The organism is Bacillota bacterium (assembly GCA_040754315.1).
In the GTDB taxonomy this organism is placed as follows: Bacteria; Bacillota; Sulfobacillia; order DUSP01; family JBFMCS01; genus JBFMCS01.
The window spans coordinates 1-23,297 of record JBFMCS010000022.1; the positions used below are offsets into that span (position 1 = coordinate 1).

The following is a 23,297-nucleotide window of genomic DNA, read 5'->3' on the forward strand; positions in this document are numbered from 1 at the left end:
TAGAATACCACGTCCTTTGCCGCAACCTCACGTACCAGTCCGCTAGCTTTTCTCAAGAACACATCGGCCACGGTATTCCCTCCCATCGTGCTGTACTCGGGCAAAGACCTCGCTGACCCCCTAGTTCACCTCCTCCTTGAGGACATCTATCTTGAGCATCCGCGCAGCCATGCCAAGTTCGGGGCTCACGGCAGCCCCGGTGAGGGTGTAGTGGGGCCCCTGGAGGTTCCGGATGAAGGGTTCCAGCGGCGATGCCAGCCTGATTGCGGTGGACGCGAAGGGGGGGCACCCGATCTCCCGCCACCCGCCGGTCATCTTCACGCACCGGCCGTCTGACTGGTGCAGCACGAATCGGTCTCGTCTGGGCTGCAGGCGGGCCAGGGTGGTGTCAAACTCTCTCACAGGGGATGAGTTGGCGAAGCCTAACCCGTACCCTTCCGTCCAGGGGGACGCCCGCAGCGGGCCGTCACAGAACGAAGCGGGCATGTACCCACACGTAGCCCCCACGAGATGGCCCCTGTCGATGTCATAGATGTCCGCGAAGCCGCAAGGGTCTCCTGACAGGCCGTGGCACAGTACCTGTGTCACCAGCAGGGGCAGGTCTCCTTCGCAGGACACCGGCAGGTGGTCTGCGAGAACGGAAAGGGGCAGGCAAGCCGCTACCCCCAGGGTCTGGGAGAGTTCAAAGTGGCACTTGACCGTGAGACCTGTAAGGGCATGTCGTTCCACCAGGGCGTACAGGGCAGCCGTCATCCTGTCCAGAGCGTTCAGGGTCTCCCGGGGGATGCCGTGGTCCGGCCCGAGCATTGACGACACATCGGGAGCCCCTTCCCTGGGGGGATTCTCCAGCAGCGCCAGGAGCTCGGAGGTATCGATGTGGTGGATGTCTGCTCCCAGTACCCTCTTCAAGAGTACGGGATCCAGGGCACCAGCGTGGATGCCCATGGCCTGGTAGCCCAGAAGCCCCAGGCGGGCGCCACGCACCAAGGAGATGGCAGCCGTGGCCCTGGCAAACGCCCAGACGTCGCCCTCAGCCGGTTCCTGCCCGGGCATACCCCATGTGAAGTGGTGCGGCACTTCGAGGTCCATGAGTGTGGGTCTCAGCGCCGCCGCGAGGATCATGCCGGCTGTGGACAGCCTGTCCCGTCCCTCCGACATTCCGGTGAACCCCCAAAGGAGCAGGGGCAGCCCTCGGGACGCATCCACGCACCTCAGGGCCAGCTGTGGCAGGGCCCAGGTAGCCAGGATAAGCACCACACCGTCAACGCTGCCACACCTCAGGGCTTCATGGCACCTGTTGACGTCGTCTGCACTGGAGACAGGTTCCAGGGCGATCACGTTGGCCCCGGCCTTCTCCAGGCTCAAGGCTGCGTCACGCATTCTTTCAACGATCCGGGTATCCGGGGTGTCGTCAAAGGCCATAGGTACCATGAGCAGTGTGGGATTCACTTTCACGGCCCCCTCGCGTTGATATAAATCGTGCAGGGTTTCACCCTTGGCCGCCGACGACGCCTTCGCATCGGCCACGTTGATGACACTGCCCCCCAGCCTGAGGATGGCGCTCTCGGAGGACAGGCGCGTTCTCGTGCTGGGCTCGAAGAACAGGGCAGCCATAACCATGCCCTCCATAGTCTTGAGTACCCAGCGGTTCTTGAGAGCCTCATCGAACCTGGCAGCTACTGCCAGGATGTCTCCACATGTTCCCTGGTCAGTTGTTCAGTGGTCAGAATATCCTTGCCCTCCAGCAAGCCTTGCACCTCCCGATGGCGTTACTTCTCGCCGCGCACATAGCAGCGAGTCTCCAGGGTGACACAGCCAAAGGGGATGTCGTAGGGCCCGTGAATCATCCCTGGCGGCCTGCAGGCGTACATCCCCTTGGTGAAGGTCTCACCCTTCGCATGGTCTATGAGGGACCCCTCCAGGATGTAAACTTCTTCCCAGAAGTCATGAACCAGCGTCTCCTTCATGCGCAATCCAGGGTTGAACTTCAGCAACCTCGCGTAGGACCCGGTCTCCGGGTCCCTGCTGAGGATCTTCTCGTAGATCCCGGCCTGAGCATCCTCCACGGGCTGCCACGGTATCATGTCGGTGTCGAAGAACTCCAGTTCTGGCTTGGGCAATTGGCACCCTCCCTTCTGTCTGTTTACGGCCGGTACCAGTCGGTCCTCGTGATGCGGTACCCCCAGGAGATTCGTCGTCCAAGCCGTGGGTCCTCCATCTCGAACTCGAAGAACCCGGCCACTCCCGAGCCCTCACCCCTGGAAGCCACCGTTCCGGACAGGATGACCACCCCCTCCAACGGCCCTTTCACGCTCCGGGCAACCTCTGCCATCAAGTCGCCAGGCGCCATGATGGCGGCCAGGGGTGCCTCCTGTCGTAGCGTACGCCGGCCCTCTCCGATCCAACTCCTGATCATGATCTCATCCCAGTGCCCCTGGACCTCTTCGTATCTCCAGGCGACGGGTGCCAGCACGTTGGGGCACAGCGCCTTCGACGCAAGCATGTCAACGCGTTCCAGTGTCCTGTCGGTATGATCGCTGGCTACCGTCACAAATAGATCATCACCTGACACCAGGAGGACGTACTCCACCTCCCCGGAGGTGTTTTCACCCACCACTTCCACCTCCGCGGCCAGTGTCACTCTGTCCCGAGGCACCGGGAAGAACAGGGGCGTCCTCAGGGGAGGCGCGATCCCTTCCTTCTCGAGCTCCTCTACGTGGGCCTGCACGGCGGCGGCGTCCCTTCCCGTGTAACCGCCGTTGATGACCTTGCTCGCGGGAAAGGTCAGGTTCTCACCGTACGGCAACCTGAACTCCAGGACAAGCATACTCTCACCTCCCTCTTCAGCGAGCCCAGAAACCCTCCGTGGAAACGCGCCTGATCTCCGCTGGATTAGCCTCTCCCATGCCCAGCCTGTTGAGGTTCCTTCCCTTGTTTAGGAAGTCATCCTGACAGACGATGGAGCCCAGTGTGATCACGGCATCCAGCACCGGGCAGGCCACATCGACCCTCCTGGCCAGTTGCGCAATGGGGACAATGCCGTCACCGATGTTCTCCATCATGTAGCGCCCCCGCACGGTGCTGGGTCCGTCCATTTTCGCGAAGTCCTCAACACCGCCGGGAGAGGTGAAGTTGACCCCTTCGATGCTGGCGGGTCCCCTGAACTCCTCCCTTGTGTACCCGGGGATCGAGAACCCCAGGGCCCTGCCAACCTCCTCCATCTCCCGGTACGCGGCCTCCATTACATCAGCCACGCCCTCGGTGATGCCCTCGCCGAACAGGTAGAACTTGCCCTTGGTGTGCTGGATCCTGGCTACGTTGAGGAGCGCCCCGATACCGAAGACGACCAGCGCAGGGTTGCTGAAGGCGGCAGCCAGAAGGCTGTCGGAGGCCTGCGCACCCTCGTACAGGGCACCTATTTCCTCAATTACCTTGCCGGTGTTGGATCGGGGCACAGGTGCCAGGTACAGCCTCAGGGAGGTATAGAGCACCCTGGCCACATTGGGGCCGGAGCGCCTCACCCCGTAGGGCAGCGTGTTAGCCTCCACCACGGTGATGTCTCGCTGGATCCCGGACTCCTTCAGGAGGTGAAGGAGCCTCAGTGACCCGAAACGCCCGGCCCACACCACCACCGTATGGCCGTCCCTGAGGTGGGCCATCATGGCCCTGAAGAAGGTCTCCTGGGCAGTTGAGGGCACCACCAGGTTGAGCAGGGACGAGGTCTCCATGACCTCCCCGATGTCAGTGGTGGCGAGGTGCACCCGAGATGAGCGTGTGCCGAGGGCACCCTCGAGGACAACCCCCCCGGTGGACAGGGTCTCCGCGAAGCCCTCCGCGAATGAAGGGTGCTCGTAGAAGGCCACGGGGAGCCCCCTCGAGGCGAGGTCCCCCGCCATGGCGTACCCGCCGTTACCGGCACCAAGCACAGCGATACTCTCTCCCAGACCCACGAGACCACACCCTATCTCAGATATTGGTTTCTCACAGCTTCTCAATGGCGTCTGCCATGCGGCCGACGGCCGCCTTAAGGCTCTCCAGGGAACTTGCGTAGGAAATCCTTATGTGGCCCTCCCCTGCGTCGCCGAAGGCAGACCCGTGCACCACCGCCACGTGAGCCTCTTTCAGGAGATACATGGTCAACTCCTCGGAAGACACGCCGTAGGCGCTGATGTCGGGAAACATGTAGAACGCCCCCTGAGGACGGTTGCACTTCATTCCTGGTATCTGACTGAGGGCGCCGTAAAGGAAGCGCCTGCGCTCGTCGAAGGCCTTCACCATGTGGAACACTTCGTCCTGTGGCCCCTCCAAGGCGGCTAGGGCGCCCCATTGAGCGAAAGTGTTCGCGGAGGCCACGTTGTGCTGGTGGACCCTCAGGGCGGTCTCCATCAGGTGGGCCGGCCCCGCCACGTACCCTATTCTCCAGCCCGTGGCCGAGTAGGTTTTGGAGATGCTGTTCAGGATGAAGGTCCTCTCCCGCATCCCGGGCAGGGCCGCCGGGCTTACGGCCCGAGCCCCGTCATACACCAGGTACTCGTACACCTCATCGGAGATGACCAGGAGGTCATGCTCGCGGGCAACCCGGGCGAGGCCTTCCATCGTACGCCGGTCCCACACTGCCCCCGTGGGATTGCAGGGCGAGTTCACCATGATGGCCCTGGTTTTCGGGGTGACACTCCTCTCCAGCCGCTCCGTGTCCACCTGGTACCCCTCCTCTTCCAGGCAAACCACCGCTGTGGCCTCGGCCCCAAGGAATGCGGGCAGGTTCAGGTAGGTCGAGTAGCAGGGAACCGGAAGCAGCATTTCGTCGCCGTCCGACAGGATCGCGGCGAAGGTGACATTGAGCGCTTCTGACCCTCCTGCGGTGATGAATATCTCGCTCTTGGGGTCATACTCCAGCCCGCACTCCCTCTCGAGTTTCCGGGCAACCGCCTCCCTGAGTTCAAGAAGACCATTGTTGGACGTGTAGTGCACCTGACCCCTGTTGATGGCGTCAATCGCCGCCGCCTTGATGTGGGCCGGAGTATCGAAATCGGGTCTGCCTAGCTCCAGGTGGATTACGTCAACCCCCTGTCGCTCCATGGCTACAGCCTCTTCGTAAACCCTCCGGATCCCAAATGGAGGCAACCCGAGGGCCCTTCTTGAAAGGTACTGCCGGGACCCTCCGCAACCTGTCATGGTACTCCTCCCATCCGCTCCCCCGCAGGAAAGGCAGGGGACGCTTAGATCTCCATCAGTCTCCCGAAACCCCTGACCGGTTCCCGTACCCCCACCAGTCTCAGGCTATGCCACACGGTGGCCTGGATGGCAGTGATTACTGGCTTTCCCAGGTCAAGTTCGAGCGCCTGGATCACCTCGGCACCCCTGAGGTTAGTGCAGCTCAGGAAGACACCATCCGCCTCCGGCACGTCCACCTCTCTGGCCAGGTTGTACACGGTCGCCGAGGTCTGCTCCCCTATGGTGAAGTCGTCCACTATCCCAAGGCCCTTCATACTCACGATCTGGAAGCCGACAGCCTCAAGGAACCGTGTTGCCCGCTCGTTCACTTCATCAATGTAGGGGGTCCCCACAGCCAGGCGCCTGAGTCCCAGTGCCTTCGCGGCCTCCACCACTGCGGTGGTGGTTGTTGTGCACCGGATGCCCCCTGACACCTCCTCCATCATCCTGACTATACCCTGATCGTAGCCGGGCCCCTTCACGAAGCTCCCGGCTGTGCAGCCAAAGGTGATCACGTGCGGTCTGGCTGTTGCCAGTGCCCTGGTAACCCCCTCAACTTGGCCACCCTTCTCCGAGAGGGAGGCCAGTTCCTCCGGTGTCACCTTGCCCAGAGTGACCCTGGCAGTGAGCACCGCCACACCCTCGGGGATCATGGCGTAGAACTCCGGCTCCATCACGGCGCTTGACGCTATGTTGATAAGACCTATCCTCGCCCGCCACCCGTACTGAACTCTCACCTGGTCACACCCCTTCACGGGATCTCACTGAGCCCGGGCACTGATAACCGGCACCACGAAGTCCATGATGATCCGGGCCGCTACCGCGGAAGTCATGCCCCTGAAGTCCATCATCGGGTTCACCTCGACGATATCCAAGATCGAGACGTGAGGGGCCACCAGCATCACAAACACCAGGACCTCCCGGGCCGTGAGGCCTCCTGACTCGTCGGCGCCGGATCCGGCGCGAAGGCCGGATCCAGCGCGCTAATGTCCAGCGTGAAGTACACCCTGTCGGCGATGTCGCCACCTCAAGGGTCCTTCCGGAGCCTCACCCGGTCCCATGCGGCTGAACTCCGGGGCAGGTATCTGGTCAATTCCCTGCTCCTGGATGTAGGCAAGCTGGTCAGGGTAGTTGTAGCCCCTCACTCCCACCTGGACCAGGTTAGTCGCTGAAACCCTGGGCAGTTCCAGCGCCCTCCGGATCTCGCTGCTCCCGGACAGACGCCCCTGCACCGGGGAGTCATCCACAAGGTTGAGATGGGCGTCCATCTGGATGATGCCCATGGCTCCTTCCGCGACCGAGTGAAGCGCCTTGAGTCCCGGCAGGCTCACTGAGTGGTCGCCACCAATGATCACAGGGATGACGCCGTTCTCCAGCAGCCGTAGCACCGGGACCTCGGTTTTCTCGAGCATCAGGACATAGTCATGGCCGATGACCTCCACATCGCCGTGGCCCGTCACCCCTGCTCCTCCCAGTGGGACGGTCCTGCCCGTCTTCACGTCGTAGATGCCGTCTCCCTGGATGCGGTTGAGGTTCCACTTGAGGCTCTTGCGCACCTCGGCCGGCGCGTAGCGGGCACTGGGCCTGCCCAGGCCTGCGGAGGTATCGTGCGGTATTCCCGGGATGCCAAACCTCAGCGTCAACGTCTTACCCCCCCTCGCTTCCGCCAGCGGCCCCCATGTCCCCAGCCACCAAAACCACCTCTTCTATCGCCTCCAGGTCTCTCACCGCATCCTCAACAGGGGTTTTGACGGTCACTCCGTCCCTGATGGCATCCCTGAAGTGCGTCATGAGATTCAGGTATGGGCTCATTCTAGGGATCAGTGGCCTCTCCTCCCTCCCGGTACCACTGTCCAGATGGAAGACCACCGTGTCAGCGTGACGGTAGGGAAAGTGGGGAGACCAGAGCCGGGTATGTACGTTACCCCTGTCCCCGTATACCCAGACCTGCTCGCCGTGGCCCATCAGGGCCACGTTCAGGTGGGTCACCAGTACACCATCCTCCGATAGGAACACCATCTCGTACACGCCCCTGTCCGGATCGCCCCGGACAAACAGCACCTGGGACACTTCTCCAAACCAGAACCGCATGAGATTGATATGGTGAATGGATTCCTCCAGGAGAGACTCCCGGAGGCTGCCTATGGGCGGAGGACCCGAGCCCTGGGTGATCCCGCCGTCAAAGCGGGCAAACCGGGGTGGAAGCCCCAGCTCGAAGTGGGAAACGGCCGCGTGAACCCGGCCCAGCCTTCCAGTCCTGAGCGTCTCCCGCACGTATTCACAGTCATCGTCGTACCTCCTCATGTACCCCACCATGGCCACGACGCCGGATCCAGTGATCGAGTCCGTCATGGCCCTAGCGTCCCTCACGGTATCAGCTAGCGGTTTTTCTACCAGCACGTGGAGGCCCCGGTTCGCGGCTTCCGTGACGAGCGCTGGGTGGCTGAATCTGCCGGTGCTAACGATAACGGCGTCAGCCTGGACGCTGTCCAGGCATTGGGGGAGGCTGGTGAAAGCTGGGACCCCCAAGCGCCCCCCGATAACCCACGCAAGCCTTTCCCGCCTGTCGACCACGGCGGCAAGGCACATGCCATCGGTCATGAGAAGGCTTGGTATGTGGGCTGCCTGGGCGATGTACCCGCAGCCTGCCAGCACCACCCGGATCTGATCTCCCTGGGGCACGGCTGTCACCGTCTTTCTCCGAGATGGGCAAGACGCCGGTAGACCCTCATGAGTTCACCGGAATACCTTTCGGCCTGCCGGAAAGCTTCCTTGTTCCGGGACAGGACAGATCTGAGCGCCTCCAGGGCCATGGCGTAGGTTTCCTTCTCGTCGATGGTGAGCAGGGTGCCTTCCTCCATGAGCACGCGTCCCCCAGCTACGACAGCGCTGACGTCGCCAGCACCCGCGGAGTACACCACCTGGTTGACTATGTGGCTCTCCGGCACGCACCAAGGGCGCTCCTCCATGAGCACAAGGTCCGCCTTCTGGCCTGCTTCGATATCCCCTGCGGGCACCCCCAGCATACCTGCGCCTGTGCGCGTGGCCATGGTGAAGACCTCTGTCCCGGTAAGCCACATGTCCGGGTCCCTTTCCCTCACCTTGCCCAAGCACGCCGCCATCTTCATGGCCTCAAACATGCTCTGGTTCCCGGCGCAGTTAGCACCATCGGTGCCCAGCGCAACGTTGATCCCGGCCTCAATTAACCTCTTGACCGGAGCTATCCCGCTGGCCAGGAACAGGTTACTGACCGGGTTGTGGACAACGGTGACACCCCGCTTGCCCCCAAGACGAAGCGCCTCAGGCTCAGCGAGCCATACCCCGTGAGCGAAGGACCAGCGGTCAGACAGTATTCCGAGGTCCTCCAGGTGGAGGAGCATGTTCTGCCCGTAGAAGGCGTGGGCCGTGTCCCGCTGGATCCGGGTCTCCAACAGGTGGGTGTGAACTCCCAGGTCCATCTCTACGGCCATCTGATGCAGGCAAACCAGGAGCGCGTCGCTGCACCGCTGGGGCCCCGATGGCCCCAGGTGTACCCCGGAGAACCCTCTGAGTTCCCCCCGCTTCCAGAGGGTGGCGACCTCTCGGCAGAGCCCCACTGCCTGCTCGGTTGTGTTGGCCCCCCTGTTGAAGTCTTCCAGCAGCTCCCCGGGCAGGTCCCCCTCACTGATAGGGAGGGTAGCCTGGTAGGGCCTGTCACTGACCATGGGAGAGAGGAACGCCCGGAGGCCAGCCTGCAGGTAGGCCTGCCCCACCCGGTCCAGACCCTCCAGCGGGAGAGTGATCTGGTCCAGGACGGTGGTGACCCCGCTCCTTATCAGGTCGACACACCCTAGGAGGGCGCTGGCGTGGGCCTCCTCGGGCGTCATACCTCTGGCCGCCAGTGCGAATAGCATCCATACCTCTAGAGGAAGACGATCCGTCATCCCCTTGAAAAGGTTACCGTAGGAATGGGTGTGGGCGTTGACAAGACCTGGCAGGAGAAAGCGGTCCCTGGCGTCCAGGACCCGGCCAGGCTTCGTCTCATGGTCGTGGAGGCTGTCCACGAAGGCTATCTTGTCACCGACTATTCCCACATCCACCCTGACGCTGTTCTCGAAAGGGTCATCTCGCATGATCCGGGCGTTCCTTATGAGGAGATCAACGCCCCAGAAGGTATCCTCGGACACCGCCATCACCTCCTCAGCGAGCCATTGTGCCGCCCAGCGACCCCTTGCCTCAGCCGGGTCGCGTTTTAAAGACGAGATCTCGGATGACCTCTTTTCCGGGCGGCGCGGCCACGGAGTACTCCCGCCCGGGGAAAAGCAACTCCTCACAGGCCATTACGACCCTGCCATCCAAGAGCGCCATGCAGGACCCACATATGCCTCGCCTGCAGGTGAAGTGCCTGAAGGCCACCGTTTCATCGCAATGCTTGTAGACGCTTTCCAGGGCCTCCTGCAGGGTCACCGGTTCCTCCACCCTGATTTCGAAGGCCTGAGGGCCGTCAGCCGTGGCCCCCTGCCGGCGTACGGTGAGCCGGATGGTGTCGGAGTGACGGGGCGGGAGCCTCGGGTCGTTCACAGGACCGCCCTCCTTATCACGGAGCCCTCCCCCTGGGGAGACACCTGGGTGTGGGAGGGTTCCTCCAGCGCATCTGGGTAGTCGGAGCGGAAATGGTGCCCCCGGGTTTCCTCTCGGGCTATGGCGGACAGGGCTACGAGCCTCGATGTCTCCAGCATCATGGATACCTCCAGGGCCTCCAGCAGGGGATAAGGGTAGGGCGTGTCCAACCCCTCTAGGACGCCCATTAGTCCAAGGTTTCCGCTGGCGTCCTCCAGGAAATCCAGGAACGCCCTCATACCGCCGTCATTCCGCTCAAGCCCCAGGTGCTTCCACGCCTCCGCTTTCAGGGCCGCCTTTATCTCGTGGGGGCGCAGCTGGCCACTCTTGGGGGCAAGGAGGCCCAGTGTCCGCTCCCGCCAGCCCCTCGCTGCCCGAACGACCATGTCCTCGCCTGTTGCCGCCCGCAGGGGCTTCAGGTACGAGGAGGCGGCCTTTCCCGCCCTGTAGCCGAACACCTGCGTCTCGGTGAGGGCGTTCCCGGAGAGTCGGTTAGCGCCGTGTACGTTGCCCGCCACCTCCCCCGCGGCGAAGAGACCAGGCACCGTCGTCAACCCATTCTCGTCAATGAGCACCCCGCCCAGGCTGTAGTGGACCATGGGAGAAACCTCCACAGGGCTCTCCAGGATATCCACTCCCAAGGCACCGAGGTGGCGAATGTATGCCCGGGGCAGGTGCTGGGCCATCAGTTCTTGCTTTCGGCCATGGGTCAGCGGGCTAGAGGCAAGGTCTAGCCATAAACCTCCGTTGGGTGTCGCCTTCTCCTGGTGAAACTGGGCCATCATCATGGACACCAGCGTGTCCCGGGTGGGTAGTGGACTCGTGTCCAGTGGTGTCCCGTCGGAGTTCAGAAGTCTCCCTGCAAGCCCGGCGGGGTCCAGGAACACCTCGTACGGTATCAACATCCCCTTGCAGGAGTGAGGGTGCACGACGGCAGTGGGGTAGAACAATACCATCTCCAGGTCAGTGAGGGTGGCGCCAGCACGGTAGGCCAGTGCCACCCCGTCACCCGTGGTGTCTACGGCGGTGTCCGTCATGGACCACAGCTGCCCGTAGCCTCCCGTGGCGAGGATCACTGCCCCCGCCTTGACAGGCAGGACGTTTCCTGAGGCTAGGTCCAGGAGGACGGCCCCTGCCACGCTGCCGTCCCACAGCACAACCTCAAGGCAGGCAACGTCAGGTAGTACTTCCACCCCAGCCCGGGAAAGCGCCCTCACCAGCACCTTCATGAGCTGCGAGCCACCCCCGTTTATGAAGCAGGATCGGCTCACGGTCTGCCCGGGCTCGTGGATGAGGGTTATCCGCCCGTACAGGTCTCTTTTGAAGTCCACCCCGAGGTCAGCCAGGTCCTTGACCCTCCCGGGGGCATCACCGGCCAGGGCTCGCGCCAGATGAGGGTAGCTCAAGCTCCTTCCGCAAGTGAAGGTGTCATGGCAGTGAAGCTCGGGAGAATCACCGGGGCCGAGCGCTGCCTGCATAGTCTCGAAGGCCAAAGCCGTGCTGCCCGAGCGGCCCGGCGGGTTCTTGGAGACCAGGGTAACCGCCAGCCCCTCCTCAGCGGCCGCCAGGGCAGCCCTGGCACCGGTGCCGCCCCCGCCCAGCACAAGGAGATCCGTCTCCAGTATCACTGTGCCCTTCGCTCCTCCGGTAGGACTCAAGGGAGTCGCTGCTCAGGCCGCAGCCTGTCCGGGGAAGCCAAGCCCCCCGGCAGGCGTCGCCATCCTATCACTCAGTGCCCATGATCATATCCCTTATCACGAACTCGCCGTTTTTGACATCCAGCACGATGTTCCAGCCTACGGGCCTGTCACCGTCCTCGTCGAAGGTGATGGACCCTGTGACGCCAGGGAAGTCCTTTGTCTTGGCGATCTCGTCCCTGATGGCGGCCCTGTCGAAGGACCCGGCCCTCTCGATGGCGGCAATCAGCACGTACATGGCGTCGTAGGTGTAGGGAACGCTTACAAAGGTCTCTTCGTTAAAGGTCTCCTCGTACGTCTTCACCAGTGCCTGTGCCTTGGGATCCGGCACGTCCCTGTGGAAGTAGGTGGTTAGCACGGCGCCTTCTGCGGCCGCACCCGCCAGTTCCAGGTAGTCCGGCGTGGCACAGGCGTCCGGGGCCACGAGCTGGACGTCCCAGCCCATCTGGCGCACCTGCTGCGTAATGAGGGCCCCCTCCGTGTGGTAGGAGGATAATAGGACCACTTCGGGGTTCTTCTCCTGGAGCTTCCTCAGGACAACGCTGAAGTCCTTATCCTGCTGGCCCATGTAGAACTCCACGTCCGTGATGCTGCCCCCCAGTTCCTCGGCCTTGGCCACGAAGGCGTCCTTGAAGCCGATGCAGTAGTCGGTGTTGTCCACCAGTATACCGATCCTCTTCTTGCCCATGCTCTTGACGACGTACTCGGCGGTCTGGGACCCGGCAATCCCGTCGTGAACGTTGATGCGGAAGATGTAGTCACCCACGAGGGGCACCTTCGGGTTTGACGCCAGAACCACTATGGAGGACAGCCCTCCCTGCTGGTAGATAGGCCCGGCGGCAAGGCTGGTGGAGCTGAAGATGTGCCCTAGTACCGCCACTACGTCCTTGTCGGCCACGAATTTCTGCGCCACGCTGGCGGCTTCCTTGGGATCAGCCTTGTCGTCACCCTTGACCAGTTCTATCTTCCTGCCGAGAACGCCACCGGCGGCATTGATCTCGTCCGCCGCAAGCTTCGCTGCATTGTAGTGATAGTGACCGTAGACAGCGTAGTCACCCGTGAAGGAGGCGCCTAGGCCAACCTTGAAGGTCTCAGCCTCCGCGGGCTTCTCCCCTGTGTCCGTGGGCTGGGTGGCTTGCCCTCCACCGCATCCCGCTAGAGCCGTGATGATCAGTATTGATAGGCCAAGTGCCAGTACTCTGTGAAGATTCGTTCTGAGCATGTCTTTCTCCCCTCCTTCGGTCTCTTGTCTCCTAACTCCTGGGTCGCCATCTTCCCCTGCCTTTCCATGCACCTCCCTCCTCGGTCTTGGTGTCCGCTAATCCGCAGTGCCAAGGTAGGCTCTCTTGATCCCCTCGTCTCCACTAAGGTCCTCTGCCCGGCCCAAGGCTCGGATGGTGCCGGACTCCATCACGTAGCCCCTGTGGGCGATGCTCAAGGCCATACGGGCATTCTGCTCTACCAGCAGGATAGTCGCACCCCCCCGGTTTATCTCCTTGACGATCTGGAAGATGAGTTCCACCAGCTTTGGCGCCAGTCCCATGGAGGGCTCGTCCAGCAACAATACCTTGGGCTTGGCCATGAGGCCGCGTCCTATCGCAAGCATCTGCTGCTCACCACCGCTGAGGGAGCCGCCCATCTGCCTCTTGCGTTCCCGGAGCACCGGGAAGATCTGGAACACCCTGTCCATGGTATCCTGTGTGGCCTGCCTGTTGCTGTTCAGGTAGGCTCCCATGATGAGGTTCTCCGTGACCGTGAGCTTCGAGAAGATCTTCCTGCCTTCCGGAACGCACGATATGCCCCTCCTCACGATCTCGTGGGGCTTCAGGTGGGAGATGTCCTGGCCCTCAAGGGTGACCCGTCCCTTCTTCACCGGAAGAAGCCCGGTAATGGCCCTCAGGGTGGTGGTCTTTCCGGCCCCGTTGTTACCAAGAAGGGTGATTACCTCTCCCTGCATGACGTCCAGGCTCACGTCGTTCAGGATGTTGAGGGGACCATATCCTGCCCGCACGCCCTCGAGACTCAGCATCACGCGGCCCCCTTCCCAAGGTAGGCCTCGATCACGCGGCTGTCGTTCTGGATAGCCTCAGGAACGCCCTCCGCTATCTTGACTCCGTTGTTCAAAACTATTATGCGCTCGCACAGGCCCATTACGAACCTCATGTTGTGCTCGATAAGGAAGATGGTGAGACGAAACTGGTCTCTGATCTGGCGGATGAAATCCATCAGGGCGACTGTCTCTTGTTCGTTCATCCCGGCAGTAGGCTCGTCCACCAGCAGGAGTTTGGGGCCAGTCCCCAGGGCCCTGGCTATTTCCAGTCGTCGCTGCATGCCGTAGGGGAGGTTCCGGGCGAGCTCCCTCTTCATTGCCTGGAGCCCCAGGAACTCCAGGAGGGCCTCAGCCTTCTTCACCCTGTCGCTTTCCTCCGTGGCGAAGCGCGCCTTCCTGAGCAGCACTGACCAGAACCCGCTTCTGAAGGTGCAGTGCATCCCCAGGAGTACGTTCTCGAGAACTGTCATGCTCCCGAACAGCCTTATGTTCTGGAATGTACGAGCGATCCCCATGGAGGCCATGCTGTGGGCAGGCATGGGGATGAGGTCCCTGCCCTCAAACTCCAGGCGGCCGGAGGTAGGCTTGATATTTCCGGAAATGAGGTTGAAGAGGGTGGTCTTGCCGGCGCCGTTAGGGCCGATGAGGCCGAGAATTTCCCCTGCATTGTCCACGTGAAAGTCCACGTGGTCTACGGCGAGAAGGCCCCCGAAATGCCGGGTCACCTGAAAGCCTGCCAGCAGATGATCGTGCGACAATGACGCTCACCTCCCTATTGCCTTGGACCTGTGTCAGCGTCTTCCCAACAGGCCGTTTGGCCGGAACACCATCAGAACCACCATCAGCACCCCTACGAAGAGCATCCGCATCTCCGCCACAGGCCGCAGGATCTCCTGGGCGCCCACCAGTATGACGGCACCTACGATTGGCCCCCATATGGTGCCCTGGCCCCCTAGGATCACCATCATCAGGATCATGATGCTCTCGAGGGCAACGAAGTTGTTGGGGTGCAGGTAGTTCAGGTAGTGGGCGAAGAACACGCCCGCCAGACCCGCGAAGAAGGCCGACACCAGGAAAGCCAGGACCTTGTAGTAGGTGAGATTAACGCCCATGGTTTCAGCAGCCAGGTCGTTCTCTCGGATGGCCACCCAGGCCCTCCCTATGTATGAGTTCCGGAGGCGTCTCACCGCCACTAAGGTTACGAGGCCAAGGGCCAGGATCAGGTAGTAGTAGTGGCTCCTCTCCCGGAACATAAAGGTGCCTATCTGGGGTGAGGCGATCCCGGTAAGCCCCAGCGGCCCTCGGGTGAGGGAGATCCAGTTCAACAGGATAAAGCGGACGATCTCGCCAAAACCCATGGTCACTATGAAGAAGTAGTGGCCCTTGATCCTGAGGGTGGGTATGCCGATGGCTATCCCCATTACGAGAGCCATGAGGCCCCCAATGGGGAGGGACAACCAGAATCCCCACCACCCCGTGAACACCTTCAGGGTGAGGAGAGCACCGGTGTAGGCACCCACTGCCAGGAAACCGGCGTGGCCGAAGGAAAGTTCCCCGAGAAACCCGGCTATGATATCCAGGCTCAGTGCCACGGCGGAGTAGTATCCCACGAGCACTATGACGTGGAGCACGTAGGGACTGGATATGGTCATGGGCAGCACCAGGAGGGCCAGCAACGGGAGACCCCAGAGGTACGGCATCCTGGAGGCTGCGGTGCTCGCTTTCGCGCTTCCCAGGGTGTTCAAATCTGATCGCGCCCCCCCTCTACACTTTCTCCTGGGTCAGTTTGCCGAAGAGGCCGCCCGGCTTGAACAGAAGCAGCAGGATCAGGACCACGTAGACGAAGGCGTCCCGGTAGCCCGAGGACACGTAGGCGGCACCGAGGCTCTCGATCTGGCCCAGCACCAAACCACTGAAGAACGCCCCCACGATGTTGCCGATGCCGCCGGTGATGGCAACCACGAAGGCCTTGATGACGACGCTGAGTCCCATGTTGAAGGAAACCATCCGGTAATAGATGCCTATGAGGGTGCCCGCGCTTGCCGCTAGTGCCGCGCTGAGCGCGAAGGTGCCAAGCCTGAGCCTTTCTATGTCCACACCCATCAGGTTGGCCGTCTCGTTGTCCATACTGCAGGCCCTCATGGCAATGCCCACCTTGGTCCTGTACACCAGCAAGTACAGGATAACCATGGTGCCAAGGGCTGTGGCGAACATGGCCAGCTGTATCATGGAAAACGTGAAACTACCCACTCTGACAGTGGAGGCCAGGATGTCCGCGGGAAATGGTCTCGGTTTGGACCCCCACACCAGCATGATAACGTTCTCCAACACGATGGCGGTTCCGAACACGCTGATAACCTGGCAATCCAGACGGGCGTGCCTGAGGGGATAGTAGGCCACCTTCTCCACCACCATTCCGAGAATAGCGGTTAACACCATGGCCAGAAGGAAGGCCAGGGTGAATCCGGTGTTCCAGGTGGCCAGGAGGGTGAAGGCAAAGTAGGCGCCGGCAGTGTAGATGGCACCGTGGGCGAAGTTGATGAGTCCAAGGACACCGTAGATGAGGGTGTAACCCACCCCTACCAGAGTGTATACGCTGCCGACGGTGAGCCCGTTAATGATCTGGTCCAGAAGCATTACCAGTCCCCCTTGTGGGCGTCTGGGCGCCCCGCACGTTCCACTGCGTCTCCCCTGGTACCCCCGAGGTGGGGCCAGGGGCACTCGTTCGCAAGATTCCGCCTCTCTAGCGCGGGACCATTGCCATGCCGGGCCGGTTATGCCCGGTCCAGCTTCGCTTTGGTGGCACCTATGTACTGCATGACTAGGGAAGCCGCCATCATAGAGGTGAGGCCAAGCACGTCCAGTGGCGGGGCGACCTCCACGATGTCCATCCCCCTGACCAGCGGATGCCGGCCTATGAGCCACGTGGCCTCCAAGGCCTGGAAGGAGGTGAGCCCTCCAGGGTTGGGAGCGCAAGTCCCAGGCGCCGCGCCGAAGTCAAGGCCGTCGATGTCGATGCTGAGGAATATGGCCTGAGTCCCTTCGGAGGCCCTGTCCAGGGCCTCTTGGACTACGGCTTCTATCCCCCGCTGGTGCACCTGGCGGGCGGGTATCACGGTGACACCCTTCTCCCGACAGTACTCCCGGTAGAACCTGGAGTTGTGCCAGCCGTTGATCCCCAGCTCCACCAGGTTCTTCCCCTTGAGGGGCTCGCCGGGAACCTCCAGGAGACGGCGGAAAGGCGTGCCGCTGGACACCTCCCCGTGGTGAGAGATGCGCACGTCCAGGTGCCCGTCGATCATTATGAGGCCGATGTTGCCTTTGGTGGTGTTCATAAGTGACTTAGCGGTAGCGTAGGTGATGCTGTGGTCGCCTCCGAGGATCACTGGGTTCACTCCCAGCCTGAATATCTCGGTGACCACGGTCTCGATCCGCTGGTGGGTCCCGAGCACATCGGTATGAAGGCAATCCACGTCGCCGAAGTCCACTAAGGTGATGCCATGGGAGAGGTCCACGTCCAGGCCAGGCTCGTAACTGGTGGAGAACACCAGGGCCTCCCGGATGCCCTTGGGACCAAAGCGGCACCCCCGGCGGATCATGACGCCAGTGTCGAAGGGAACACCCAGAATGCCTATGTCCGCTGCCGATACCTCCTTCCAGGGTTTGACGAGGTCTGCAACCTCTATGTCGTACTCATCAGGAACGAACTTGCCGGGTCTTTCCACGGGCAGTAGCAGCTTCTCCGCTTCCGACGGCAGTATCACGACGATCTCCTCCTCGCTGTCATTGTCTCTCTCGGGCCTCACAGAGTGCCTCCCCAGGGGATACTGTCCAGATCCAGCCTCCTGGCAGTCTCCTGGTACGGAACCCCATTCTTGTCCCAGCCCCTGGACCTGTAGTACGCTTGGAGCACGGCATTGAGATCAAAGATCTCTCCAGCTGCCGACCCGTCGGGAAGGGGCTCTTTCAGAAACCTCTCAGGCACTGTGTCAGCCTCGCCCGTCACACCTAGGCTTACGTTGTAGAGGCGCTCCAGGTTGACCACACGCTCGCCTATACGCATTGTCTCGTCCGGGGTGAATTCCCGTCCGGTGGCGGCCACTAGGAGATCCACGATGTGGTCAACAGGCAGGGCCATGCTCATGGTGACGAACTTGCAAAACTCAGCGGAATCACTCACAGCGCTGATTTCTTCCGACCACTTCACCAGCATCTCCTTGCCCTCATACCTCAGCCTCTCAGTCACCGTGGACGCGCCGAAGAGCCGTTCGGCCTCCTCCTTTGTGAGAGTGGTCTCCGCAACGGGGAATGCCCTGAGGTGGTCCGCCCCCCGGCTAGAGACAGCCCAGCCTAACCCCCAGGCCTTGAGACCACGGATCTCCTGTTCAGGGACTTCAAGTCCCTTCACGTGGAGGGCATAGCGCTCCGAACCAGGGAATTGGAGCGAAGCCCGCCTGACCCCCTGGGCCAGCAGGTCACCGATGCCCTCCCTCCGCGAAATCTTGAGGGTTAGCTCTACGAGAGCTCCCGGATCTCCCCACCGGGGCGCGAGGCCGTCTAGATCACCCGGAGTCAGCACTCCCGCCTCAAGGCTCTCAAGGACGAAGCCGAGCACGCCACCCAGGGATATCGTGTCGATGCCTTCCCGGTTTGCCAGGCTGTTTAGGTACAGGATGGAACCAAGGTCGCTGTTGCCGCAGCGGGAGCCCAAGGCAGCCAGAGTCTCGAATTCAGGCCCTTCGCCATGGGTGCCCGCATAGGGCCCCTCCTCCACACGGTAGTAGCGGCTGCAGTGCACGGGACAGGCGAAACAGGCCTTCAGGCCTTTCACGTAGTGAGCCTCCAGGGTCTCGCAACCGATGTCCGCCGCCTCGCTGAAAACGCCCCGCTGGTTGTTGCGGGTGGGCAAAAGTCCCATGCGGTTGTACAAGTCTATCAACATGGTGGTGCCGAACCGTGCCCTTATGGGGAGTGACGGGGCGTTCTCCAGGTGGGTGAGGGCGTTCCTGACAGCCCGGGCCCACCGGCGCCCATCGCGGACCTTCACGGGCCCTGTGCCCCTGACCGCCACCGCTTTGAGTCTCTTGGAGCCCATCACCGCCGCCAGTCCGGTGCGGGCGGCCGCGCGGCCGTAGCTGGTGATGATGGCCGCTATGGGCACCAGTCTCTCCCCGGCCGGCCCTATGCAGGAGACCTGCACTGCGGGGTCTTTCAGGTCCTTGCGTATGGCATCGTGGGTGTCCCAGGTGTCGAGGCCCCAGATGGCTTCCGCATCCCGGACCTCGGCCTCACCGTCAACGATAGCGAGGTAAACAGGGCCCCTGGCCCTTCCGGTCACAACTATCTGGTCGTATCCGGCAAATTTCATCTCCGGCCCGAAAAAGCCTCCGGCGTTGGCATCCCCCAGGATACCGGTAAGGGGGGAGCGGCCTCCCACGTTGAAGCGGGGAGTTCCCGGAGCGTCGGTGCCGGTCAGGGGACCTGTCGCCATGAGGATGGGGTTCTCAGGGCCCAAGGGGTCAGTCTCCGGACCTGTCATGGCTGCGAGCGTACGGATGTTGAGTCCCCGTCCACCCAGGAAGGCCCTGGCTAGCTCCTCAGGTATGGGTTGGGTGGCCACTGTCCCGGAAGAGAGGTCGACTACGAGCCGTTTTCCCGTCCATCCGCAGGGCATTAGCCTTCACCCCCGGTCCAGAACAGGGCTGAAGTGGGACAGCGCTTCACGCACTTTACCTCCCCCAGGCAGAAATCGCACTTGTAGGGCATTCCCCTGTCATCCAGCCAGATAGCATCAAAGGGGCATGCCTTGACGCATTGGCCGCATCCTGTGCAGGAGGTCAAGTCTATGAGGACATACCCCCCGAGCTCCGAGCCGACAGTGATAGCTCCCACGTCGCAAGCCTCGACGCAGCGGGGCTTCGGGCAGTTCTTGCATATCACGGGCTTGTCCTGGCCCATATCCCTCCTGGACACCTTCACCCGGGACAGGCTCGGCTGAAACACACCGTGGTGAGAGAAGGCGCAGACGTTCTCACATAGCCTGCAGCCGGTGCAGTCACCGGCACTTGTCTTCATGACGGACCCTATGGGTATCCCCTCCCCCTCCAAAGTCATCATGTGCCAGGCCGGTGATGTCACCTAGTGATGCAAAGCCCCCTTCTTCCAGGTAGTCTTGAATGCCCTCGATGACCTGGGCCATGGTCAGTGGATTGAAGAAGTTAGCAGTGCCTATAGCCACTGCGCTGGCCCCCGCCAGGAGGAACTCCAGTGCGTCATCGGGTGTGGAGATGCCACCCATTCCGATGATGGGGATGGAGGTACCCCGGTAAATGTCCCAGACCGCCTTCAGGGCGAGTGGCTTGATGGCGGGACCAGAGAGCCCACCGTGAATGTTGTGGAAAACGGGCCTCCTCTTGAGAACATCTACGGCCATTCCCTGAAACGTGTTGACCGCCGACACGGCGTCCGCCCCGGCATCCGCCGCTGTTCTTGCCATCTCCACTATGCTGGCGACGTTGGGTGATAGCTTGGCTATCACCGGTAGGGTCGTCTCCCGCCGGACCGCGGTCACCACCTGGGCCAGCATGCGGGCGTCTGAAGAGAAGTTCAACCCTTTCTCCACGTTGGGGCAGGAGAGGTTCAGTTCCAGCGCGGCCACGCCTCGTTCCTGACCTAGCCTTACCGCCAGTTCCGCGTACTCCCTCATCCGTTCCCCGGCGATGCTGACGATGAGGGCCGTCCCTATCATCCTGAGTCTCGGGAGTTCCTCGCTGAGAAAGGCGCCAATGCCCGGGGACGGCAGGCCAACAGTGTTCAGAAGGCCGCAGGCCGTCTCAAGAAGTCTGGGTGGGGGATTGCCTGGCCTGGGAACAAGGGTAACGGTCTTAGTCACCACCGCGCCGAGACTTCCTGGGTCAATGGCACCGGGATTATCCTCGAAGCAGCAGAAGGTCCCCGATGCCGGCATGACCGGGTTCTTGAGCCTGAGCCTGCCTAGGCAGGCGGTGAGGTCAGCCATGTATGATCACTCCAGGCAGAGGATCTCCAGGGGGAATAAAGGCCCCTCCCGGCAGACCCTCCGGTAGGTGAGGCCGGAGCCGGCCTCAGCAACCCCAACTACGCATCCCTTGCATGCCCCTACTCCGCAGGCCATGTGCTCCTCCAGGGATACGAACGCACTGAACCCGTGAACCTTCTGCAGCCTGGAGACAGCTCTTGCGAGTCTTCTGGAACCACACACGTACACCACATCAACGCACTGGGTCCCGATGTGTCTCTCCAGGAAGTCCGTCACCAGGCCAGGGGGTCCCATGGACCCGTCATCGCTCGTAACCTCCACGGACTGGGCAAGACGGCACATGGTCTCGTAGCACACCATGGATGTGCGGCTCCTGGCTGACATGAAGGCCTTCACCCCAACCCCGCGGGCCTTGAGTCTTTCAGCCAGCGCCACCATGGGGGCAACGCCCGCGCCCCGGGTCACGATGGCTGCTGAAGCGCCCTTCCGTGGAAGGGTAAACCCCGTCCCCAGGGGACCGAGGAGAGACACGCTGTGGCCGGGCGACCAGGCCGCCATGAGGCTGGTGGCCTTTCCTGCAATCCTGACCAAGAGATGGAAGGAACCACGGGCGGGATGGAGTCGGTGGAAACTGAAGGGTCTCGGCAACAGCGGATCAAAGCCTTCCCATCCCCGTACCATCACGAATTGGCCGGGCGAAGCTGCCCTTGCAATCTCTGGAGCGGACACTGCCAGTGTAACATACCCGGGCGTGGTCTCTTGGCGTCCAATGATTGTACCTGTGACGAACACTGCTGTTCCCCTCCGGGCATTCAACGTAACTGGATGGACATTTAACGTGATGTCTATCAGTTTTGTTCAGCCGATCTTCCGTACAATCGGCAATGTTCCATGAGGCAAGTCTCTAAGGTGCCACGTGTACGTGCGGCAGACCTTGCCGCTTCAACAAGACTGGTTCGCAGGGCTGGATTAGCCTTGCGGGTTCGGCCGTTCTTTCGTTTACCAGCACTTTCATTGTTTCCCGGGCAGAGTCCCGCCCGTGACCACTCAGCATCCTTTATATCTGTCTTGCGGTCTGGTACGGCTTTGATATGATCATTCACTACCAAGATCTCCACGCCCGTTGCTTCAAGAAGGTGTCCAGTACACACCTGTACTCTCCATAGCTACGTGGGTGCACCCTTTTGAAACCAGGCAATCAGCTAGCTCCAATAAATCCTGAGTCATCGTGCCATAGGTACGAATGTCCTTCTCTCCGGGAGTGATCAAACACACAGTGATTTTGATGCCTGGTGAATATCCAGTCTGCAGCACCGCTCGTAAAGAACCTTCATGACTGCAGCCCCCCATTCCCCGGCGGGTGACCTCCATGTCAAGAATCTACCTTGCGTGCTTCCCCTGTTGGGAGCCACATTAAGTGGTGCCCCAAGATCACCAAAGTCAGACTACTCCACGGGCTCTCCGGCACCAAGGAGAACCGACCTTCTTCCACCGGGTTTATTGCGGCAAAACATTCGTGGTCATGAGATTTTCATCCTTTGTGGTGCCGGTGTTCTTTCCCGGCATGGGGGACTACTCCGGTATTAACAAGTAATCTAGAGACTATGACGATTCCGGCTCGCTGAGACTACGCTCGGTATTAGTGAGGTGCACGATCATGGCCTTCTTAGCTGCGGCAAAGTCCCTTTCGCTGAGGGCCTGGAAAACCGCCTTATGCTCTGTCAGTACCAGTTCCATTCTGCCGGGCCACTGCAAGGTGGACATACCCATTAGGCGAGTAAGATCACGTAAGTTGACTAAAATCTCTCTTACTCTGTGGTAGCCTGTCAGTTCAGCTAGAGTTAGATGAAACTCTTCATCGTAATCCAGGAACTTTACCATATCCTCTTGCTCGATCGCTTCTTGCTGCCCGGCAAGAATCCCGCGGAGCCTGCTAAGGTCGTGCAGACCTATTTTCCCAGGCAATTGCTCAATGATCATCGCCTCGATGGTTCGCCTGAGAAGGAAAACTTCGTCTCTTACTCCTTGAGATACCTTTCGGATTATCATGCCTCTTTGCGGAAGAGCCCCTACTAGTCCATCCCGCTGCAGGTCCAGGAAGGCTTCCCTGACTGGCGTGCGGGAGATGTTCAGGGCTTTGGCGATCTTCCCCTCCGAATACACCTCCCCAGCCACCAATTGCCCATTCAGGATTGATGTCTTTATTTCCTGATAAGCCATTTGCTTGAGGGTTTTGGGCCTGTTGACTGATTTTAAGTCCCCAACCATTAGGTCTTCTCCTCATCTTCAGACACCCACACATCACAAACTGGATTGCTAGTGTGCTGTCATTTGTGAAAAGAGTGTTGAGTTTATGCATTGGTATGTAGTAGGCTACGTGTAATATACTACATACAACCTCAAAATCCTTGTGTCGAGTCGCCTTGACTTTGGCCCGGCGGCATTTCGGGTCATCCTCAGATGTTAGCACGTATTCCGCACCCCTTGAGAAGAATTAGGTGGGAATATATGTAACCAAGCAGGATTTGGGAGTAAGGGCTTGAATCCCCCGAGTTAGGAAAAGAGCGGGGGGATGTAGGGGTGATAGCGGAAGGGTTACGGGCCATCCAGGCAGGGGCGACGTCATTGATTGCAGCCCTTTGCGATGAGGTGGGTCTTGCGGATATCGTTAACTCGGTGGTCAGGTGGGATGAGAGGCAATGGAAGTTATCACCGGGGG

The 23,297-nt window shown here is 61.1% G+C and carries 21 protein-coding genes and 2 pseudogenes; all 23 read right to left on the minus strand.

The window, feature by feature from the left end; translation table 11 throughout:
- Positions 1-120: 120 nt before the first annotated feature.
- Positions 121-1,689: a hypothetical protein gene (locus AB1576_04385; GenBank protein ID MEW6081010.1), complete on the minus strand. Its 1,569-nt coding sequence runs from the start codon at positions 1,687-1,689 to the stop codon at positions 121-123.
- 80 nt (positions 1,690-1,769) lie between these two features.
- Positions 1,770-2,084 (minus strand): cupin domain-containing protein, encoded by a 315-nt coding sequence (locus AB1576_04390; GenBank protein MEW6081011.1) that lies wholly within the window; start codon positions 2,082-2,084, stop codon positions 1,770-1,772.
- 59 nt (positions 2,085-2,143) lie between these two features.
- Entirely contained in the window at positions 2,144-2,827 is a 684-nt protein-coding gene (locus AB1576_04395) for a DUF2848 family protein (protein ID MEW6081012.1), read from the minus strand.
- A gap of 16 nt (positions 2,828-2,843) precedes the next feature.
- Positions 2,844-3,950, minus strand: coding sequence for an NAD/NADP octopine/nopaline dehydrogenase family protein (locus AB1576_04400; GenBank protein ID MEW6081013.1), 1,107 nt, complete (start codon positions 3,948-3,950; stop codon positions 2,844-2,846).
- Between the two features lie 31 nt (positions 3,951-3,981).
- The gene (locus tag AB1576_04405) at positions 3,982-5,175 is read right to left on the minus strand and encodes a pyridoxal phosphate-dependent aminotransferase (protein MEW6081014.1); all 1,194 of its coding nucleotides are present in this window, start codon (positions 5,173-5,175) and stop codon (positions 3,982-3,984) included.
- A gap of 44 nt (positions 5,176-5,219) precedes the next feature.
- On the minus strand, positions 5,220-5,951 hold the full coding sequence (locus AB1576_04410) for an Asp/Glu racemase (GenBank protein MEW6081015.1): 732 nt from the start codon (positions 5,949-5,951) through the stop codon (positions 5,220-5,222).
- Positions 5,952-5,975: 24 nt separating this feature from the next.
- Positions 5,976-6,857, minus strand: a pseudogene (locus AB1576_04415) (arginase family protein).
- Between the two features lie 4 nt (positions 6,858-6,861).
- A complete protein-coding gene (locus AB1576_04420) occupies positions 6,862-7,905 on the minus strand; it encodes a Gfo/Idh/MocA family oxidoreductase (protein ID MEW6081016.1) in 1,044 nt (347 codons plus the stop codon).
- Positions 7,902-9,380 carry an amidohydrolase family protein gene (locus AB1576_04425; protein MEW6081017.1) on the minus strand — a complete coding sequence of 493 codons (1,479 nt, stop codon included), beginning with the start codon at positions 9,378-9,380 and terminating at the stop codon, positions 7,902-7,904. The genes AB1576_04420 and AB1576_04425 overlap by 4 nt, the downstream gene beginning before the upstream one ends.
- A gap of 49 nt (positions 9,381-9,429) precedes the next feature.
- Positions 9,430-9,774, minus strand: a complete 345-nt coding sequence (locus AB1576_04430; protein ID MEW6081018.1) for a 2Fe-2S iron-sulfur cluster-binding protein — start codon at positions 9,772-9,774, stop codon at positions 9,430-9,432.
- On the minus strand, positions 9,771-11,441 hold the full coding sequence (locus AB1576_04435) for an FAD-binding protein (protein MEW6081019.1): 1,671 nt from the start codon (positions 11,439-11,441) through the stop codon (positions 9,771-9,773). The genes AB1576_04430 and AB1576_04435 overlap by 4 nt, the downstream gene beginning before the upstream one ends.
- A 97-nt stretch (positions 11,442-11,538) precedes the next feature.
- The gene (locus AB1576_04440; GenBank protein ID MEW6081020.1) at positions 11,539-12,732 is read right to left on the minus strand and encodes an ABC transporter substrate-binding protein; all 1,194 of its coding nucleotides are present in this window, start codon (positions 12,730-12,732) and stop codon (positions 11,539-11,541) included.
- A gap of 96 nt (positions 12,733-12,828) precedes the next feature.
- Positions 12,829-13,539 carry an ABC transporter ATP-binding protein gene (locus AB1576_04445; GenBank protein ID MEW6081021.1) on the minus strand — a complete coding sequence of 237 codons (711 nt, stop codon included), beginning with the start codon at positions 13,537-13,539 and terminating at the stop codon, positions 12,829-12,831.
- The gene (locus AB1576_04450) at positions 13,539-14,318 is read right to left on the minus strand and encodes an ABC transporter ATP-binding protein (GenBank protein ID MEW6081022.1); all 780 of its coding nucleotides are present in this window, start codon (positions 14,316-14,318) and stop codon (positions 13,539-13,541) included. Before AB1576_04450 ends, AB1576_04445 begins: the two co-directional genes overlap by 1 nt.
- A gap of 33 nt (positions 14,319-14,351) precedes the next feature.
- Complete coding sequence (locus AB1576_04455; GenBank protein MEW6081023.1) at positions 14,352-15,305, minus strand: branched-chain amino acid ABC transporter permease; 954 nt, start codon at positions 15,303-15,305, stop codon at positions 14,352-14,354.
- A 19-nt stretch (positions 15,306-15,324) separates the two neighbouring features.
- A complete protein-coding gene (locus AB1576_04460) occupies positions 15,325-16,197 on the minus strand; it encodes a branched-chain amino acid ABC transporter permease (protein ID MEW6081024.1) in 873 nt (290 codons plus the stop codon).
- A gap of 137 nt (positions 16,198-16,334) precedes the next feature.
- Positions 16,335-17,366, minus strand: a complete 1,032-nt coding sequence (locus tag AB1576_04465) for an agmatinase family protein (GenBank protein ID MEW6081025.1) — start codon at positions 17,364-17,366, stop codon at positions 16,335-16,337.
- On the minus strand, positions 17,363-19,234 hold the full coding sequence (locus tag AB1576_04470) for an aldehyde ferredoxin oxidoreductase family protein (GenBank protein MEW6081026.1): 1,872 nt from the start codon (positions 19,232-19,234) through the stop codon (positions 17,363-17,365). The genes AB1576_04465 and AB1576_04470 overlap by 4 nt, the downstream gene beginning before the upstream one ends.
- Positions 19,234-19,635, minus strand: a complete 402-nt coding sequence (locus AB1576_04475; GenBank protein MEW6081027.1) for a 4Fe-4S dicluster domain-containing protein — start codon at positions 19,633-19,635, stop codon at positions 19,234-19,236. The genes AB1576_04470 and AB1576_04475 overlap by 1 nt, the downstream gene beginning before the upstream one ends.
- Positions 19,616-20,578, minus strand: coding sequence for a dihydroorotate dehydrogenase (locus tag AB1576_04480; GenBank protein MEW6081028.1), 963 nt, complete (start codon positions 20,576-20,578; stop codon positions 19,616-19,618). The genes AB1576_04475 and AB1576_04480 overlap by 20 nt, the downstream gene beginning before the upstream one ends.
- A gap of 6 nt (positions 20,579-20,584) precedes the next feature.
- Positions 20,585-21,370, minus strand: coding sequence for a dihydroorotate dehydrogenase electron transfer subunit (locus AB1576_04485; GenBank protein ID MEW6081029.1), 786 nt, complete (start codon positions 21,368-21,370; stop codon positions 20,585-20,587).
- Between the two features lie 56 nt (positions 21,371-21,426).
- Positions 21,427-21,912: pseudogene (locus tag AB1576_04490) on the minus strand (transposase).
- Positions 21,913-22,180: 268 nt separating this feature from the next.
- Entirely contained in the window at positions 22,181-22,846 is a 666-nt protein-coding gene (locus tag AB1576_04495; GenBank protein ID MEW6081030.1) for a GntR family transcriptional regulator, read from the minus strand.
- Positions 22,847-23,297: the final 451 nt, after the last annotated feature.